17 protein-coding genes are annotated in these 16,979 nt (G+C 65.1%); 11 read left to right on the top strand and 6 right to left on the bottom strand.

Annotation, left to right across the window (positions count from 1 at the left end):
* Positions 1-100: 100 nt before the first annotated feature.
* A complete protein-coding gene (locus tag AC066S_RS21010) occupies positions 101-2,050 on the bottom strand; it encodes a sigma 54-interacting transcriptional regulator (protein WP_478270504.1) in 1,950 nt (649 codons plus the stop codon).
* A 159-nt stretch (positions 2,051-2,209) separates the two neighbouring features.
* On the opposite strand from AC066S_RS21010, the gene AC066S_RS21005 reads away from it, so the two are divergent.
* From AC066S_RS21005 to cynS, 4 genes are all read left to right on the top strand, one after another.
* Entirely contained in the window at positions 2,210-3,589 is a 1,380-nt protein-coding gene (locus tag AC066S_RS21005) for a CmpA/NrtA family ABC transporter substrate-binding protein (protein ID WP_126260852.1), read from the top strand.
* Between the two features lie 157 nt (positions 3,590-3,746).
* Positions 3,747-4,589 (top strand): nitrate ABC transporter permease, encoded by an 843-nt coding sequence (ntrB, locus tag AC066S_RS21000; protein WP_126260853.1) that lies wholly within the window; start codon positions 3,747-3,749, stop codon positions 4,587-4,589.
* A gap of 5 nt (positions 4,590-4,594) precedes the next feature.
* The gene (locus tag AC066S_RS20995) at positions 4,595-5,518 is read left to right on the top strand and encodes an ABC transporter ATP-binding protein (RefSeq protein ID WP_126260854.1); all 924 of its coding nucleotides are present in this window, start codon (positions 4,595-4,597) and stop codon (positions 5,516-5,518) included.
* 15 nt (positions 5,519-5,533) lie between these two features.
* Positions 5,534-6,022 carry a cyanase gene (gene cynS, locus AC066S_RS20990; protein ID WP_135169167.1) on the top strand — a complete coding sequence of 163 codons (489 nt, stop codon included), beginning with the start codon at positions 5,534-5,536 and terminating at the stop codon, positions 6,020-6,022.
* 114 nt (positions 6,023-6,136) lie between these two features.
* Here cynS and AC066S_RS20985 read toward each other — a convergent pair whose 3' ends face one another.
* Positions 6,137-6,460, bottom strand: coding sequence for a DUF1476 domain-containing protein (locus AC066S_RS20985; protein WP_126260855.1), 324 nt, complete (start codon positions 6,458-6,460; stop codon positions 6,137-6,139).
* Positions 6,461-6,783: 323 nt separating this feature from the next.
* On the opposite strand from AC066S_RS20985, the gene purC reads away from it, so the two are divergent.
* Together purC and purS are read left to right on the top strand one after the other, a co-directional pair.
* Positions 6,784-7,551 (top strand): phosphoribosylaminoimidazolesuccinocarboxamide synthase, encoded by a 768-nt coding sequence (purC, locus tag AC066S_RS20980; protein WP_173015815.1) that lies wholly within the window; start codon positions 6,784-6,786, stop codon positions 7,549-7,551.
* Between the two features lie 14 nt (positions 7,552-7,565).
* Positions 7,566-7,808 (top strand): phosphoribosylformylglycinamidine synthase subunit PurS, encoded by a 243-nt coding sequence (gene purS / locus AC066S_RS20975; RefSeq protein ID WP_008135030.1) that lies wholly within the window; start codon positions 7,566-7,568, stop codon positions 7,806-7,808.
* Between the two features lie 10 nt (positions 7,809-7,818).
* Here purS and AC066S_RS20970 read toward each other — a convergent pair whose 3' ends face one another.
* A complete protein-coding gene (locus AC066S_RS20970; protein ID WP_478270503.1) occupies positions 7,819-8,835 on the bottom strand; it encodes a magnesium and cobalt transport protein CorA in 1,017 nt (338 codons plus the stop codon).
* Positions 8,836-9,012: 177 nt separating this feature from the next.
* On the opposite strand from AC066S_RS20970, the gene purQ reads away from it, so the two are divergent.
* The 3 genes from purQ to AC066S_RS20955 all read left to right on the top strand — a co-directional run bounded on the left by purQ (position 9,013) and on the right by AC066S_RS20955 (position 11,604).
* Positions 9,013-9,714: a phosphoribosylformylglycinamidine synthase subunit PurQ gene (purQ, locus tag AC066S_RS20965; RefSeq protein ID WP_478270502.1), complete on the top strand. Its 702-nt coding sequence runs from the start codon at positions 9,013-9,015 to the stop codon at positions 9,712-9,714.
* Positions 9,711-10,685: a tripartite tricarboxylate transporter substrate binding protein BugD gene (locus AC066S_RS20960; protein WP_135169170.1), complete on the top strand. Its 975-nt coding sequence runs from the start codon at positions 9,711-9,713 to the stop codon at positions 10,683-10,685. The genes purQ and AC066S_RS20960 overlap by 4 nt, the downstream gene beginning before the upstream one ends.
* 181 nt (positions 10,686-10,866) lie before the next feature.
* Positions 10,867-11,604 carry a tetratricopeptide repeat protein gene (locus tag AC066S_RS20955; RefSeq protein ID WP_126260859.1) on the top strand — a complete coding sequence of 246 codons (738 nt, stop codon included), beginning with the start codon at positions 10,867-10,869 and terminating at the stop codon, positions 11,602-11,604.
* 189 nt (positions 11,605-11,793) lie between these two features.
* Here AC066S_RS20955 and AC066S_RS20950 read toward each other — a convergent pair whose 3' ends face one another.
* Complete coding sequence (locus tag AC066S_RS20950; RefSeq protein ID WP_478270501.1) at positions 11,794-12,183, bottom strand: RidA family protein; 390 nt, start codon at positions 12,181-12,183, stop codon at positions 11,794-11,796.
* A 144-nt stretch (positions 12,184-12,327) separates the two neighbouring features.
* On the opposite strand from AC066S_RS20950, the gene AC066S_RS20945 reads away from it, so the two are divergent.
* Complete coding sequence (locus AC066S_RS20945) at positions 12,328-12,924, top strand: TetR/AcrR family transcriptional regulator (protein ID WP_478270500.1); 597 nt, start codon at positions 12,328-12,330, stop codon at positions 12,922-12,924.
* Positions 12,925-12,956: 32 nt separating this feature from the next.
* On the opposite strand, the gene AC066S_RS20940 is transcribed toward AC066S_RS20945, so the two are convergent.
* Positions 12,957-13,919, bottom strand: a complete 963-nt coding sequence (locus tag AC066S_RS20940) for a DMT family transporter (protein ID WP_478270499.1) — start codon at positions 13,917-13,919, stop codon at positions 12,957-12,959.
* Positions 13,920-13,994: 75 nt separating this feature from the next.
* The gene (locus tag AC066S_RS20935) at positions 13,995-14,474 is read right to left on the bottom strand and encodes a PaaI family thioesterase (RefSeq protein ID WP_164718984.1); all 480 of its coding nucleotides are present in this window, start codon (positions 14,472-14,474) and stop codon (positions 13,995-13,997) included.
* A gap of 183 nt (positions 14,475-14,657) precedes the next feature.
* Between AC066S_RS20935 and purL the strand changes: the two genes are divergently transcribed.
* On the top strand, positions 14,658-16,868 hold the full coding sequence (gene purL, locus AC066S_RS20930; RefSeq protein ID WP_478270498.1) for a phosphoribosylformylglycinamidine synthase subunit PurL: 2,211 nt from the start codon (positions 14,658-14,660) through the stop codon (positions 16,866-16,868).
* The last annotated feature ends 111 nt before the right edge of the window (positions 16,869-16,979 follow it).

Here is a 16,979-nt window from a genome sequence, read left to right as displayed (position 1 = left end):
CGAGACGACCGCTTCGCGGTCTCCTCGGGAAGAGGCTAAGTGGCATCGGTGTCTGTTGCTTCCGTTGCCGCGCACTCTGTCCTCATCCTGAGGCGCCCGCCTAAGGCGGGCGTCTCGAAGGATGGGCCGCATGCGGCGGACGAGGCGCGATCCCAAGCGCCTTGATCCGCGAGGCCAGCGTCGTCGGTTTGATATCCAGCATCTCCGCCGCCCCGCCGGGGCCGAACACTTTGCCGGCGCAGGCATCGAGCGCGGCCAGGATGTTGGCGCGTTCGTGATCGCGCATTTCGGACGAGGTCATGATCGCGGGGCGCGCATCGGTCGTCTGGCGTGCCGCGCCGGTCCGAGGCTGCGCGCCGGAGGAGTCCGGCAGATCGATTCGCAAGCGGCCGTTCTGCGACAGGATCGCGGCGCGCTCGATCACGTTCTGCAATTCGCGGACGTTGCCGGGCCAGTCGTAGCGCATCAGGCGGCGTGCATCGCCTTCCGACAGGCGCAGGTTGGACTTCAATGCCTTGCTCTCGCGCGTCAGGAAATGCTGGGCGAGCAGGGGAATGTCCTCGCGCCGTTCGCGCAACGGCACCGTCTCGATCGGGAACACGTTGAGGCGGAAATAGAGGTCCTCGCGGAAGCGGCCGCGCTGCACCTCCTGTTTGAGGTCCCGGTTGGTCGCGGCGATGACGCGGACGTCGACGGCGCGCGTGCGCTCCTGGCCGACACGCTCGAAATGGCCCTCCTGCAGCACGCGCAGCAGCTTGCCCTGCAATTCGAGCGGGATCTCGCCGACCTCGTCGAGGAACAGCGTGCCGCCGTCGGCGAGCTCGAACCGGCCGATGCGATCGCGCGTCGCGCCGGTGAAGGCGCCGCGGACATGGCCGAAGAACTCGCTCTCGAACAATTCGCGCGGGATCGCGGCGCAATTGACCCGGATCAGCGGCCGGTCGCTGCGGCCCGAAGCCTCGTGGATGGCGCGCGCGATCAGCTCCTTGCCGGTGCCGGACTCGCCGGTGATCATCACCGCCGCGGTGGTCGGCGCCACCAGCTTGACCTGGCGCAGCGTCTTCTGGATCGCCTCGCTTCCACCGATGATGCCGCGGGGATTGGTCTCGATGCGGATTTCCTCCTGGAGATAGGCATTTTCCAGCTCGAGCCGCTCTCGCAGGCGATCGACCTCCGCAAGGGCTGCGTGCAGCTTCTCGTCGGACTCGCGCCGCTGGCTGACATCGCGAAACACGACGACGGCGCCGACCACGACGCCGCGATCGCGGATCGGGGTCGAGGTGTATTCGACCCAGGCCGGCGAGCCGTCCTTGCGCCAAAACACCTCGCCGTCGACCTGATGCACGGCGCCGTCGCGGAACGCCGCGTAGATCGGGCAGTCATGGTTGTGATAGTGCCGGCCGTCGTGATGGGTATGATGCACGATCGGGTGGATTTCCTTGCCGACCAGCTCCTCGGCGGTCCAGCCCAGCATCCGCTCGGCCGCCGGGTTCACGAAGGTGGTCTTGCCTTCCGCGTTCACGCCGTAGATGCCTTCGCCGGCGGCGCGCAGGATCAGCTGGTTCTCGCGCTCGATGTCCTGGAACACCCGCTCGACCCGCTGCCAGGTGGCGATCCCGCCGCGCATGTGGTCTTCGGCCGCGGCATCGACATTGCGGCGGCGGCGCGTTTCGAGATCGGTCAGGGTGAGCAGCACGAGCGTGCGGTCGCCATGGCTGACGAGGCAACCTGAATATTCGAGGCGGAGCTCCTGGCCCGTGGCGTGACGCGGCGTCAGCGCCGTGGTCCAGTAGGCGCGCTTGTGCAGCACGGCCTGGGTGAACACGGTGAGTGCAGGAAGCTGGCCGGCGTGCAGGGCGCTGGCTTTGGTCTGTCGCAACAGGACGCGGTCATAACCGAGCAGGGTGCAGGCAGCCGGATTGGCGTCAACGATAAGGTCATCATAGGGATCGACCAGAAGCGTGGCCTCGACCGAGGATTCGAAGGCCGCCACGCGCGGGTCGAGGGCCTCGGCGGTATCGTCATGGGCCGGCATTGGCGTCGTTGCCATTGCGAAATCTCGTAATTGAACTACGAAATCTCGTTTATCACGAGTTTTCGTAGCGGCCAAGCGTGACTGAAAATGCTGCGTCCTCAAGGCACTGGCCGCTGTGATGGCCGTGGCATGCTCCTTGCGTAATTACACCTGCAACGACGCGCAGGAGGGCCGATGTCCACGTTCGACAATCCGTTTGATCCCGATCGCAACCTTCGAGCCGGCTGCGCCTGCGGCCAGCATCGTTCTGCTGCAGAGCACGAGCAGGCGGCAGCGCTACGCTGCGAGCCGGTGGAGAGCGAGGAAAAGCGCTACGAGGGCGTGGTCGCCTCCGCCGTGATGCGCGCGATGTTTCCCCAGGACGTGGCGCGGCGTGCTTTCCTGAAATCGGTCGGTGCATCGACTGCGCTCGCGGCACTGTCGCAGTTCTTCCCGCTCAAGACGGCGACCGAGGTGTTTGCGCAAGGAGGCGCCCCCGAGAAGAAGGATCTCAAGGTCGGCTTCATCCCGATCACCTGCGCCACGCCCATCATCATGGCGGCGCCGATGGGCTTCTATTCCAAGCACGGTCTCAACGTCGAGGTGGTCAAGACCGCCGGCTGGGCCGTGATCCGCGACAAGACCATCAACAAGGAATACGACGCCGCCCACATGCTGGCGCCGATGCCGATCGCGATCTCGCTCGGTCTGGGTGCCAACGCCATTCCGTTCGCGGTGCCTGCGATCGAGAACATCAACGGGCAGGGCATCGTGCTCGCGACCAAGCACAAGGACAAGCGCGATCCGAAGGACTGGAAGGGCATGAAGTTCGCCATCCCCTTCGACTATTCCATGCACAATTACCTCTTGCGCTATTATCTCGCCGAACACGGTCTCGACCCCGATACCGACGTGCAGCTGCGCTCGGTGCCGCCGCCGGAGATGGTGGCGAATTTGCGCGCCGACAACATCGACGGTTTCCTGGCGCCCGACAACATCTGCCAGCGCGCGATCTATGACGGCGTCGGCTTCATGCACCTGTTGTCGAAGGAGATCTGGGACGGCCACCCTTGCTGCAGCTTTGCCGCCAGCCGCGAGTTCATCACGAGTGCGCCGAACAGCTTTGCGGCGCTGACGCGGGCCATCGTCGATGCCACGGCCTACGCCTCCAAGGCGGAGAACCGCAAGCAGATCGCGGAAGCGATCGCGCCGGCCAATTACATCAACGCGCCGGTCACGGTGCTGGAGCAGGTCCTGACCGGCACCTATGCCGACGGCCTCGGCGGGGTGAAGACCGACGCCAAGCGCGTCGATTTCGATCCGTTCCCCTGGCAGTCCTTTGCGGTCTGGATGCTGACGCAGATGAAGCGCTGGGGCCAGATCAAGGGCGACGTCGACTACAAGGCCGTGGCCGAGCAGGTGTATCTGGCAACCGATACCAAGAAGCTGATGACCGAGATGGGCCTGTCGCCACCGGCGAGCGCCTACAAATCGTTCGCGGTGATGGGCAAGACTTTCGATCCGGCCAAGCCGGAGGATTACGTGGCGAGCTTCAAGATCAGGAAGGCGTCGTGAGAAGCTGTGTCGTTCTTTCTTCACCTCGCCCCGCTTGCGGGGAGAGGTCGATCGCGAAGCGATCGGGTGAGGGGGGCTCTCCGCGAGTCCAATTCTCACCTCCTTCGCGGAGAGCCCCCCTCACCCCAACCCTCTCCCCGCAAGCGGGGAGAGGGAGATGACCACATCGTCCCTCCGTCTCCGCGCGGGCCTCGTCTCGATCGCGCTGCTCGCCGCGTTTCTCGGGATCTGGCATCTCGCCACGCGCTCGACCGGAACCGCGGCGACGATGAGCCCCGAATATGCCAAGCTGATGGGTCTGACCGCGACGCAAGGCAAGTCCGCCATGCCCGGGCCGCTCGATGTCGGCGCCAAGCTGTGGGAGCATCTGAAGCGGCCGTTCTACGACAACGGACCGAACGACAAGGGCCTCGGCATCCAGCTCGCTTATTCCATCGCGCGCGTCGGCACCGGCTATCTGCTGGCCGTGCTGGTCGCGATCCCGCTCGGTTTCCTGATCGGTATGTCGCCGCTGCTCAGCAAGGCGCTCGATCCCTTCATCCAGGTGCTGAAGCCGATCTCGCCGCTGGCCTGGATGCCGCTCGCGCTCTACACCATCAAGGATTCCTCGATCTCCGCGATCTTCGTCATCTTCATCTGCTCGATCTGGCCGATGCTGCTCAACACCGTGTTCGGCGTCGCCAGCGTGCGCAAGGAATGGATCAACGTCGCGCGCACGCTCGAGGTCGGCACCGTCAGGCGCGCCTTCACCGTGATCCTGCCCGCAGCCGCGCCGACGATCCTGACCGGCATGCGCATCTCGATCGGTATCGCCTGGCTCGTGATCGTCGCCGCCGAGATGCTCGTCGGCGGCACCGGCATCGGGTATTTCGTCTGGAACGAGTGGAATAACCTCTCGATCACCAACGTCATCATCGCGATCCTGCTGATCGGGATCGTCGGCATGCTGCTCGACCAGATCCTGGCGCGCTTCACGCGCATGGTCACGTTTCCGGAGTAGGCGTGGTGTCCGACAAGTTCATCTCCATCGAAGCGATCGCCAAGCGCTATCCCGGCGCAGGCGGCGCCACGACCACCGTGTTCGAAAATCTGTGGCTGTCGATGGCGCGCGGCGAGTTCGCTTGCGTGATCGGCCATTCCGGCTGCGGCAAGACCACGGTGCTCAACATCCTCGCCGGCCTCGATGCGCCGAGCGAGGGCGCGGTCATCGTCGACGGCCAGGCGATCTCCGGCACCAGCCTCGACCGCGCCGTGATTTTCCAAAGCCATGCGCTGCTGCCCTGGCGCACCGTGCTCGGCAACGTCGCCTACGCCGTCAGCTCGAAATGGCGGAGCTGGGACCGTGCCAAGGTCAAGGCGCACGCGCAGAGCTTCATCGATCTCGTCGGTCTCACCGGCTCCGAGCACAAGCGGCCCTCGGAACTGTCGGGTGGCATGAAGCAGCGTGTCGGCATCGCGCGGGCGCTGTCGATCACGCCGAAGATGATGCTGATGGACGAGCCGTTCTCGGCGCTGGACGCGTTGACGCGCGGCACGCTGCAGGACGAGGTCCGGCGCATTTGCCTGGAGACCGGGCAGACCGCGTTCATGATCACCCACGACGTCGACGAGGCGATCTATCTCGCCGACAAGATCTTCCTGATGACCAATGGGCCCGGCGCGGTGCTCGCCGAGGTGGTCCAGAACCCGCTGCCGCGGGATCGCGGCCGCACCGATCTGCACCGCCATCCGCTCTACTACGCGCTGCGCAACCACATCATCGATTTCCTGGTGACGCGCAGCAAGACCTTCACGGCCGAGACACCCGGTCACGATCCGCGCAACGTGCCGGTGGTGCACATCGGCAAGCCCGGGCTGACGATCGCCTCGAACGGCGAGGAGCAAAGACAGACCTGGATACCCGGGCCCAGTCCCGGACTCACTGCCTGAAGAGGAGACCCAGACATGAAACGCGAAGACCTCACCGAGAAGCTGCTCGACATCAAGCGCGAGAAGGGCTGGAGCTGGAAGTACATCTGCGACAAGATCGGCGGCTATTCCGAGGTGCTGATCACGGGCGCGATCCTCGGCCAGATGAAATTGACCAAGCCTCAGGCCGCCAATGCCGGCGAGCTGTTCGGCCTGTCGAAGGCGGAAGTCGCGATGCTCAACGAGGTACCGATGCGCGGCACCGGCACGCCGATGCCGCCGACCGATCCGCTGATCTACCGCTTTTACGAGATGGTGATGGTGAACGGCCCGGCCTGGAAGGCGCTGATCGAGGAGGAGTTCGGCGACGGCATCATGTCCGCGATCGACTTCGACATGGGGATCGAGCGCGTCGCCAACCCGAAGGGCGACCGCGTCAAGATCACCATGAGCGGCAAGTTCCTGCCGTACAAATATTACGGCGCCAGCGGCAATGTGCCGGAGTACGGTTTCAAGGAAGAGTGAGGTTTGGGGTCATTCCGGACGCCGCGTCAGCGGCGATCCGGAATCTCGAGATTCCGGGTTCGGCTCTGCGAGCCGCCCCGGAATGACGGTGTGTGTGGGGGGATGCGCGGGCGCTTATTTCCCCGCCTTCACCTCGGCGGCCGCGACCGCCAGCAGCTCGCTCATCTTGGCGCGAATCGCCTGCTCGGTGACGGCGACGTTCTTGGCGGCGAAATCGGCCGCCAGCTTGCGCACGACGTCGGCATCGCCGGCCTCCTCGAAGTCGGACGCGACCACTTCCTTGGCATAGGCCGTGGCGGCATCGCCGGACATGCCGAGCTTTTCAGCCGCCCACAGCCCGAGCAGCCGGTTGCGGCGGGCCTCCGCCCTGAACTTCTGCTCCTCGTCGAGGGCGTATTTCTTCTCGAAGCCTTCCTGGCGCTTGTCGAACTCGCTCATGCCTTGTTCCAAATCCCCTGCTGAATGGTGCGGGAGCCTTCCGTTGCGGCGCCCCGGGTGCATGCCTACATAGATAGCACGAATCGGCAAAACAACGGGCCGTTAAGCCGCAGGCAAGACGGTATAAGTTGGCGCCGGACGGCCGGATCGATTGTGCTCGGACAGCCAATCGGATAGGTTGCCTGAATGCTTGGTTCCCGTTCTGTTTCCAAGGGTTTATGGATGGGTTCCGGGCCGTTCACGGCAGCTCCGCTGTGGGTCATAAATCCTGGTAATCGGAGCACACCAAATACATGGATTTCAACAAAACACGGTACATCCCCATGAGCCGTCGGCGTCGCATTTATGAAGGCAAGGCAAAGGTTCTCTATGAAGGCCCGGAGCCTGGTACCCTGATCCAGCACTTCAAGGACGACGCCACCGCGTTCAATGCGAAAAAGCATCAGGTGATCGAGGGCAAGGGTGTCCTCAACAACCGGATCTCGGAGTACCTGTTTCAGCACCTCAACGACATCGGGGTGCCGACCCATTTCATCCGCCGCCTCAACATGCGCGAGCAGTTGATTCGCGAGGTCGAGATTGTGCCGCTCGAGGTGGTGGTTCGGAACGTCGCCGCCGGCTCGCTGTCGCAGCGCCTTGGCATCGAGGAGGGCACCCAGCTGCCCCGGTCGATCATTGAATTCTACTACAAGAACGACCAGCTCAACGATCCCATGGTGTCGGAAGAGCACATCACCGCCTTCGGCTGGGCGACGCCGCAGGAGATCGACGACATCATGGCGCTCGCCATCCGCGTCAACGACTTCCTCACCGGCCTCTTCCTCGGCATCGGCATCCGCCTCGTCGACTTCAAGATGGAGTGCGGCCGCCTGTTCGAGAACGAGATGATGCGCATCATCGTCGCCGACGAGATCTCGCCGGATAGCTGCCGGCTGTGGGACATCAAGTCGAACGAGAAGCTCGACAAGGACCGCTTCCGCCGCGACCTCGGCGGTCTGTTGGAAGCCTATACGGAAGTTGCAAAGCGCCTCGGCATCCTGATGGAGAACGAGCGTCCGCAGGGCTCCGGCCCGGTGCTGGTGAAGAGCTGAAGAGGAATCTTGACGTGAAGGCACGTGTCACCGTTACCCTGAAGACGGGCATCCTCGATCCGCAGGGCAAGGCCATCGAAGGCGCGCTGAAGTCGCTCGGCGTCGACGGCGTCGCCAGCGTCCGCCAGGGCAAGGTGTTCGACATCGAGCTCGCCGGCGCAGACAAGGCCAAGGCGGAAGCCGCGCTGAAGGACGCCGCGGACAAGCTGCTGGCGAACACCGTGATCGAGAACTATCGCGTGGAACTGCTCGGGTGAGCAGGACTGCTCACAGCCATCCGACGCTGCGAAAACGCAAGTACAGCGTGGTGCACGCCGTCAGCATCAAGCCGAGCAGCATGTAATAGCCGTACTCCCATTCCAGCTCCGGCATGTGCTTGAAGTTCATGCCGTAGATGCCGGCGAGCGCGGTCGGGATGGCGATGATCGCGAGCCAGGAGGCGAGCTTCTTGGACACCGCGGTCTCCTGCGCCTGGCCGACGAGCAGGCTCGCCTCGAAGGCGAAGGCCAGCACCTCGCGCATGGAATCGATGCGCTCCTGAATGTTGCGGACGTGGTCGGTGACGTCGCGGAACAGCGGCTGCATGGCCTGCCGCACCATCGCCAGCTCGTCGTGCTCCAGCCGGCGGCAGACCTCCACCAGCGGTCCGATCGCGTTACGCAGCCGCAGCAGGTCGCGGCGCAGCATGTAGAGCCGCTCGATCTGCGCCTTGCTGAGCGGCTTGGACAGCACGTCATCCTCGATGCCCTCGACCTCGTCGTGAATGCTCTCGAGCACGGGCGAGTAATTGTCGACGATGAAATCGAGGATGGCGTAGAGGATGTAGTCCTCGCCGCGGGCCAGCGCCCGCGGGCAGCTCTCGCAGCGCTCGCGCACCGGCGTGTACGACGTCGAAGCGCCGTGGCGCACCGAGACCAGATAACCTTCGCCGACGAAGATATGGGTCTCGCCGAAGGCGATGCGGCCCTCGATCAATTGCGCGGTGCGCGCCACGATGAACAGCGCTTCGCCATATTGCTCGATCTTCGGACGCTGATGGGCGTGGTTGGCGTCCTCGATCGCGAGCTCGTGCAGGTCGAACTGCTTCTGCACCGCGCTGAGCAGCGCCATGTCCGGCTCATGCAGGCCGATCCAGACCACGTGGCCGGGCTTGCCCCGCCAGCTCGAGGCCTCGCTGATCGCGATATTGGCAACGCGCCGGCCGTCGACATAGGCGCCGGCCGCGACGACACCCTCGGCGGAGACCGGCTCGGCGGGGGAGGTGGGCAGCGACGGGACGTTCATGGCTTCAATCCCGGGCGATTGATCGGCAAACGGCGCTGTCGCCGACCGATGTGCATGGCCTGTGTACAAGGCCCTCTGCCGAGGCTAGCACTGGTAAAATCCCCGTCAAATGGTTATGTCTCTTCGCGAAATGGCCTGTTGGCCAGCCCGATTCCCGCCACCGTCGGAACCTCTGCCATGAAAGCCGCCATCCTCGTCTTTCCCGGAATCAACCGCGAGCGCGACATGGCGCGTGCGCTGAGGCTGATCTCCGGCAGCGAGCCGGCGATGGTGTGGCACGCCGAGACGTCACTGCCTTCTGGCACCGATCTCGTGGTGGTGCCCGGCGGCTTCTCCTACGGCGATTATTTACGCTGTGGCGCCATTGCGGCACGGGCGCCGGTGATGGACGCGGTGCGCGACTATGCGGCCAAGGGCGGCCTCGTGCTCGGCGTCTGCAACGGTTTTCAGATCCTCTGCGAGTCCGGCCTGCTGCCGGGTGTCCTGATGCGCAACGCGCGGCTGAAATTCATCTGCCGCGACGTCCACCTGCGCGTCGAGCGCTCCGATACGCCGTTCACCCGGGGCTACAATGCCGGGCAGGTGATCCGCGTGCCGGTCGCCCATGGCGAGGGCAATTACGAGGCGGATGAGGAGACCATCAAGCGGCTCGAGGGCGAGGGGCGGGTGCTCTATCGCTATTGCTCCGCCGCCGGCGAAGTCGACGATTTCAACAACATCAACGGCGCGGCGCATTCGATCGCTGGCATCGTCAATGACAAGGGCAACGTGCTCGGCATGATGCCGCATCCGGAAAATCACGTCGAAGACATCATGGGCTGCACCGACGGCCGCGGCCTGTTCGCCGGCCTCGTCCAGCATCTGGAAAAGGCCGCGTGATTTCGTTCATGCTGAAGCGGCTCTCGGTCGCTGTCGCCGCCGTTGCTTTTGCGACGGCCGCGTTCGCCCAGGATTATCCCAAGCGTCCGATCACCATGATCGTGCCGTTCGCGGCCGGCGGCACCTCGGACGTGATCGCGCGCGCGGTGGCCGAGCAGATGGGCATCGCGCTCGGCCAGACCATCGTGATCGAGAACGTCGCCGGCGCCGGCGGCTCGACCGCGCTGGCGCGCGCCTCGCGCGCCGAGCCCGACGGCTACACCATCGCGATCGGCAATGCCGGCACCAATGCTGCGAGCTACACGATCTATCCGAAGCTGCCGTTCACGCCTGAATCGTTCGTGCCGATCGCCATGGTGGCGAAGACGTTCGGCATCATCGCGCTGCGCAAGGATTTTCCGGCGAAGGACCTGAAAGAGTTCATCGCCTATGCCAAGGCCAATCCCGGCAAGATCAATCTCGGCCATGCCGGCGTCGGCTCGTCGAACTATCTGATCTGCAAGAGCTTCGTCACCTCAGCCGGGATCGATGCGACGCTGGTCGGCTACCGAGGCGCCGCGCCCGCGCTGACCGACGCCGTGGGCAGCCAGATCGACGGCGTCTGCGATGCGGCCGCCTCGGTCTCGCAAGCGATCAACGAGAAACTGGTGAAGGGCCTCGTGGTCGGCTCGACCGTGCGGCTCGCCACTCTGCCGGACCTGCCGACCTCAGCGGAAGCCGGCCTGCCCGAATTCGAGGCGCAGGGCTGGAACGGCCTGTTCGCGCCCAAGGGCACGCCGCCGGCCGTGATCGCCAAGCTGAACGCCGCCGCGCGCACCGCCGTCGAGACCGATGCGGTGAAGAAGCGCTTTGCCGACCTGTCGACCGTCGCGCCCGATGCCAACGAGCACGCGCCGGAGCTGCTGCAGCAGCTCGTGACGCGCGACGTGGAAAAGTACCGCAAGATGCTGGCGGACGACGCCAAGCAGTAGATGCATTCGGCTGCAATCCCATGAACCTGCATCGCGTTTCGGCCGACTGACTCCTCGTTGCCGTCATGGCGCGCGGCGTGCGGTTCGCTGATTTTGGAGGGTGAAAGCAACTCAAAGTTGTTTCATCGCTTCAGTTGCGATATCAGGAGGCCGACGCTTTCGTTGTGCTCGTGGATGTCACATGCCCGTCGCTTTGGTCGTTCTGCTGCTCGATATCAGTCTGATCTATCACGCCTCGCGGACCGGACGTTTGCGGCCCTGGGCCTTCATCATCCTGATGGTGCCTCTGATGGGTGCGCTGGCCTATATCGCGGTCGAGCTCATTCCCGAATGGTTCTCCAGCCCTGGCGCGCGCCAGGCGCGCCAGCGTGTCGCCAATCGTCTCGATCCCGAGAAGCGCTATCGCGAGTTGTCCGACCGGCTGACCGGCGCCGACACCATCGCCAATCGCGCGGCGCTGGCCGAGGAGTGCGCAAATGTCGGCCGGTTCGCCGAAGCGGAAGCGCATTATGATCACATCCTGAAGCTGCCGATGGGCCACGATCCGGCCTATGCGCTCCGCAAGGCGCAGACCGAGTTTGCCGCCAAGCGCCCCGCCGATGCGCTCGCGACGCTCGACGAGCTCCAGAAGCAGTGGCCGGATTTCGATTCCGCCGACGCGCACCTGCTCTACGCCCGCGCGCTCACGGAGGTCGGGCGTCTCGACGAGGCCCTCGAGGAATATCACGCTCTCGCCGGCTATTTTCCCGGCGCCGAGGCGCGGGTGCGTTACGGCCTGCTGCTGCAAACGGTCGGCCGCAGTGCCGAGGCGCGGATGGTCTTCAACGAGCTGCTGATCCAGATGCGCCGCGCGCCGAACTATCTCCGCAAGGCGCAGGCCGAGTGGCTGTCGATTGCCGAGAAGCAGCTCTCGACATGAGCGGTGGCGGGACTCGCCTCGCTCTTCCGCTTGAGGGAGAGGTGCATCGGATTTCAACCGCTCCGCCGGCACCGTCATGACCGCAACGCCGGCCATGACGAGCAGCAGCCCCGGCGGATGCTGGCGGACGACGCCAAGCCATTGGCGCGCCCTCGCGACGTGCGCGCTATGGCGGCGCAAATGCTTATGTCACGGGATCCGGGCGATCACCTTGATCTCGAAGTCAAAGCCGGCCAGCCAATTCACGCCGACCGCCGTCCAGTTCGGATAGGGCGGGTCACCGATCTCCTTGCCGCGAACGGCCATCACCTTCTCGATCTGCGTCGCCGGATCGGTGTGGAACGTGGTGACGTCGATGACGTCGTCCAATGTGCAGCCCGCGGCTGCGAGCACGGCACGCAAATTCGCAAAGGCTCGCCGGACCTGGTCCTCGAACTCCGGCTCGGGTGAGCCGTCCTCGCGACTGCCAACCTGGCCTGAAACGAAGAGCAGGTCGCCTGAGCGGATGGCTGCAGAATAACGATGCGCTTCATAGAGCGCATGGCGGTTGGCGGGGAAGATTGCCTCGCGCTGGGGCATGTACTTGATCCTTCTATCGAGCAGGGAAACGGGCGGACTCAGGCAAGCCGACGCCTGGCGCTTTGTGTGTCGTTCATATACGGTGCGTATGTGAGCTGTATCGCTCAGATACGAGGCGTATGTCAATGGGGAAGTGGGACCGGCATGGCAAAGGGGAAACGCGCGGCCGGCATGGCTGAAAACCGGGCCAAGCTGATCCGCGCAGCTCGCGCGGCATTTGCCACCCAAGGTTATGCAGCCGCGTCGATGGATGAACTGACGGCTTCGGTCGGGCTGACGCGGGGGGCGCTCTATCACAGCTTCGAAGACAAGAAGGGGCTGCTCTGGGCCGTCGTCGAGCAGATCGACGGCGAAATGGCGGAACGGCTCCGCGCAATTCGCGAGCAGGCGCCGACGCTGTGGCAGGGCCTGCTTGCAGAGGGCTGTGCCTATATCGAGATGGCGCTCGATCCTGAGATTCAGCGCATCATGCTGCTGGACGGGCCTGCCGTCCTCGGCGATCCATCCAAGTGGCCGGGCGAGAATGCCTGCCTCGACATCACCATGCGAACGATCCGGTCGCTGATCGAAGCAGGGGTCGTGAAGCCGGTTGATGTCGAAGCGGCGGGACGGCTGCTGAACGGCGCTGCGCTCAGCGCCGCACTATGGGTCGCCGCAGCCGACGATCCGAAAGAGGTCCTGGACAAGGCGGTCGACGCGTTTCGACAATTGGCGAGCGGATTGCTCCGCCAGCCGGCTTGACCGCGCGTCATGCAAATGCGCGATGACCCGCGCTACCACGGCTTCAGCCGCTCCGCCGGCACCGTCATGGCCGCAACGCCGGCCATGACGAGCAGCAGCCCCAGCGCCAGGTTCGACGGCACGCTCTCGCCGAGCAGCAGCACGGAGAGGCCGACGCCGATCGGGATGCGCAAATAGCCTTGCGCGTTCGTGGTCAGCGTGCCGAGGCGGCCGAGGCAGACGTAGAACAGCATCAATCCCAGCGCGCTCGAGACGATGCCCATGACGATGGTGGCGACGAGCGCCGTCGGGGTCGGGTGCAGCGTCCAGGGCTGGTCGATGATCAGCGAGGGCGGCAGCAGGATGAGGCCGCCGAACAGCAGCGAGCCGGCCGCCACCACCATCGGGTCGTAGTCGGACAGGCGGAGGCCGAAGATCGTCGCGCAGGCAAAGGAGATGGTGGCGAGCAGGATCGCGATCTCCGCGACGATCTCGCTGCCAAAGCCACGCAGTGCGTCGAGCCCGACGATGAGAACCGTGCCGGCAAGGCCGAGGATGGCACCCGCGAGCTTGAGCAGCGTCGCCGGCTCGTGCCGCGTGATCAGCGAGGTGATCAGGAAAGCGAAGATCGGCGTCGTCGAGGCCAGCACCACGGTGTTCGACGCCGGCACGTATTGCTGCGACCAGGTGATGATCAGGAACGGGAAGGTCGAGTTGATCAATTGCTGGGTGGCAAACAGCTTCCACGCTTTGGCGTCGGTCGGGACTTTGATGCCGCGCATCCACAGGATCGCGAACAGGAAGGCGGCCGCAATCAGCGAGCGCGCCGAGATGAAGGTGATGGGCGGGATGGTGGGAAGCGCCAGCTTGGTCAGCGGATAAGTCGAGCTCCAGCAGCAGGCGAGCGCGAGCAGCAGCGTATAGTCGCGCCAGTTACGCGCGCGGGTGGCGACGGTTGGCAACGGCGCTGATGCGGACGCCGCCGTGCGCCCCGCCTCCGATGTGCTCTCCGGCACCTTGTTCTCGCTCCCCGGCGCGACAGCGCTTGCCGGAAGTCTGGGCGAGCGCGCCCGAAAAGGGAAGGCGCCGAGCTATGCGTTTGGCTGAGGGAGCGCCTTCCGCTTCATCCGCTTGATCGTGCCGGAAAAGGTCAGCAGCACCCGCTCCCCGGACATCATCTTGCCGCGCAGGAAGATCAGCGAGCCGCCGGCGCGGGTCACCTCGCCGGTGCATTCGATCAGCTCGCCCTCTCGTGCCGCGTCGAGGAATTCGCAGGCGAAGTTGGTCGTCACCGCCCGGCTGTCCAGGACATGGGTGGCGATCGCAAACAGGGAATAGTCGGCAAAGGCCATGTAGCAGCCGCCATGGACGTTCCCGGAGCCGTTGAGATGCTTCTTCTCGACCCGGAAGGCACTGCGGACGGTGCCGTCCGCCTCGATCCGATGCCAGAAGGGGCCGACATGGGCCTCAAAACTGTCGCGAATCCAGGTCCGCCAGCCCACAAACTCGCCTTCGGTGGCGATGTGGAGGTCGGGGCGGCGGGGCGGGGGCGCTTTGGTCAATTCGTGCAAGGAAATGGGCCTTCAATTGCGGGTCGTTAGCCCTTAAATCCGATCCGTCCGCGCCGTGCAATTCCTGTTCCCGCCGTCCGTGCCTGCAAAACGTGGGACAGCGGGAAAATGCGCCATAAAGGGCTTTTCCCGGCCCTCCGATCTTCCTAAGAACGGCCAAACGCCGCCGAAAGCCCCGAATCCATGAAGAATGAACCCAAGATCACCCCCGAACTGGTTGCCGCCCACGGGCTCAAGCCCGACGAGTACGAGCGCATCCTGAAGCTGATCGGGCGGGAGCCGAGCTTCACCGAGCTCGGCATCTTCTCGGCGATGTGGAACGAGCACTGCTCGTACAAATCCTCGCGCATCCATCTGCGCGGCCTGCCGACGAAAGCACCCTGGGTGATCCAGGGCCCGGGCGAGAATGCCGGCGTGATCGACATCGGCGACGGCCAGGCGGTGGTCTTCAAGATGGAGAGCCACAACCACCCGAGCTACATCGAGCCGTATCAGGGCGCGACCACGGGCGTCGGCGGCATCTTGCGCGACGTCTTCACCATGGGCGCGCGCCCGATCGCCTGCCTCAATGCGCTGAGCTTCGGTGCGCCGGAGCATGCCAAGACGCGGCACCTCGTCGCCGGCGTGGTTGCAGGCGTCGGCGGCTATGGCAATTCCTTTGGCGTGCCGACGGTCGGCGGCCAGGTGCGTTTCCACACCCGCTACGACGGCAACATCCTTGTCAATGCGATGGCGGTCGGCCTCGCCGATGCCGACAAGATCTTCTATGCGGCGGCCTCCGGCGTGAACATGCCGATCGTGTATCTGGGCTCCAAGACCGGGCGCGACGGCATCCACGGCGCCTCGATGGCGTCGGCCGAGTTCGACGACAAGTCCGAGGAGAAGCGTCCGACCGTGCAGGTCGGCGATCCCTTCGCCGAGAAACTGCTGCTGGAAGCCTGTCTCGAGATCATGGAGAAGGGCTGCGTCATCGCGATCCAGGACATGGGCGCGGCGGGGCTGACCTGCTCGGCGGTCGAGATGGGCGCCAAGGGCGACCTCGGCGTCGATCTCGATCTCGACGCGGTGCCCACCCGCGAGACCGGCATGAGCGCCTACGAGATGATGCTCTCGGAGAGCCAGGAGCGCATGCTCATGGTGCTCAAGCCCGAGAAGGAGAAGGAAGCCGAGGCGATCTTCAAGAAATGGGGCCTCGACTTTGCCGTGGTCGGCTACACCACGCCGAGCAAGCGTTTCGTGGTCAAGCATGGCGGCGACGTCATGGCCGATCTGCCGATCAAGGAGCTCGGCGACGAGGCGCCGGTCTATGATCGCCCGCACGTCCCGTCGGCCGCGCTGCCGATCGTGCATGCGCGCGAGGTGCCGGCGCCGATGGGCCTCGGCGCTGCGCTGGAGAGGCTGATCGGCACGCCCGACATGTGCTCCAAGCGCTGGGTCTGGGAGCAGTACGACCACGTCATCCTCGGCAACACCATGCAGCGCCCCGGCGGCGATGCCGCCGTGGTGCGCGTGCAGGACGGGCCGAAGGGCCTGGCGCTGACCGTCGACGTCACGCCGCGCTATTGCGAGGCCGATCCGTTCGAGGGCGGCAAGCAGGCCGTCGCCGAAGCCTGGCGCAACATCACCGCGGTCGGCGGCAAGCCGCTTGCGATCACCGACAATCTCAATTTCGGCAATCCTGAGCGGCCCGAGATCATGGGTCAGTTCGTCGGCTGCCTGAAGGGCATCTCGGAAGCCTGTCGCACGCTAGACTTCCCGGTCGTGTCCGGCAACGTCTCGCTCTACAACGAGACCAATGGCCGTGCGATCCTGCCGACGCCCTCGATCGGCGGCGTCGGCCTGCTCGACGATTTCACAAAATCCGCTTCGCTGGCCTTCAAGGCCGAGGGCGAGGCGATCCTCCTGGTCGGCGAAACCCATGGCTGGCTCGGCCAGTCGGTGTACCTGCGCGACATCTGCGGCCGCGAGGAGGGCGCACCGCCGCCGGTCGATCTTTCCGCCGAGAAGCGCAACGGCGATTGCGTGCGCGGCATGATCCATGCGGGCACCGCGACCGCGGTGCACGACCTCTCCGACGGCGGTCTCCTGATCGCGCTGGCCGAGATGGCGATGGCGGGCGGTATCGGGGCGAAGCTGCTTGCGGCGCCGACTGCGCTGGTGCCGCAGGCCTATTGGTTCGGCGAGGACCAGGCGCGCTATCTCGTCACCGTGCCGGAAACGGAAGCCGGCCTCGTGCTGGCCAAGATGCGCGGCTGCGAGGTGCCCTGTGTGCGGATCGGCACCACCGGGGGCGATGCGATCGCCATCGCGGGCGAGGCGCCTGTGGCGATCGACGCGCTGCGCGCCTCGTTCGAGCGCTGGCTGCCGGAGTACATGGGCGGGAAGGCGGCGTAAGGCGCTGCCGCACATTTCGTCATTGCGAGGAGCAAAGCGACGAAGCAATCCAGACTACCTCCGCGGAGGGATTCTGGATTGCTTCGCTGCGCTCGCAATGACGAGTGGAGA

This window comes from Bradyrhizobium sp. CFUWI, from assembly GCF_056429085.1.
Note: the sequence above shows the minus strand (reverse complement) of the source record. Positions and strands in the feature narration are given on the sequence as shown.

Bases quoted from the DNA above. Each gene is read 5' to 3' on its own strand.
- AC066S_RS21010 (WP_478270504.1), bottom strand. From the start codon at position 2,050: ATGGCAACGACGCCAATGCCGGCCCATGACGATACCGCCGAGGCCCTC.
- AC066S_RS21005 (WP_126260852.1), top strand. From the start codon at position 2,210: ATGTCCACGTTCGACAATCCGTTTGATCCCGATCGCAACCTTCGAGCC.
- ntrB (WP_126260853.1), top strand. From the start codon at position 3,747: ATGACCACATCGTCCCTCCGTCTCCGCGCGGGCCTCGTCTCGATCGCG.
- cynS (WP_135169167.1), top strand. From the start codon at position 5,534: ATGAAACGCGAAGACCTCACCGAGAAGCTGCTCGACATCAAGCGCGAG.
- AC066S_RS20985 (WP_126260855.1), bottom strand. From the start codon at position 6,460: ATGAGCGAGTTCGACAAGCGCCAGGAAGGCTTCGAGAAGAAATACGCC.
- purC (WP_173015815.1), top strand. From the start codon at position 6,784: ATGAGCCGTCGGCGTCGCATTTATGAAGGCAAGGCAAAGGTTCTCTAT.
- AC066S_RS20970 (WP_478270503.1), bottom strand. From the start codon at position 8,835: ATGAACGTCCCGTCGCTGCCCACCTCCCCCGCCGAGCCGGTCTCCGCC.
- purQ (WP_478270502.1), top strand. From the start codon at position 9,013: ATGAAAGCCGCCATCCTCGTCTTTCCCGGAATCAACCGCGAGCGCGAC.
- AC066S_RS20955 (WP_126260859.1), top strand. From the start codon at position 10,867: ATGCCCGTCGCTTTGGTCGTTCTGCTGCTCGATATCAGTCTGATCTAT.
- AC066S_RS20950 (WP_478270501.1), bottom strand. From the start codon at position 12,183: ATGCCCCAGCGCGAGGCAATCTTCCCCGCCAACCGCCATGCGCTCTAT.
- AC066S_RS20945 (WP_478270500.1), top strand. From the start codon at position 12,328: ATGGCAAAGGGGAAACGCGCGGCCGGCATGGCTGAAAACCGGGCCAAG.
- purL (WP_478270498.1), top strand. From the start codon at position 14,658: ATGAAGAATGAACCCAAGATCACCCCCGAACTGGTTGCCGCCCACGGG.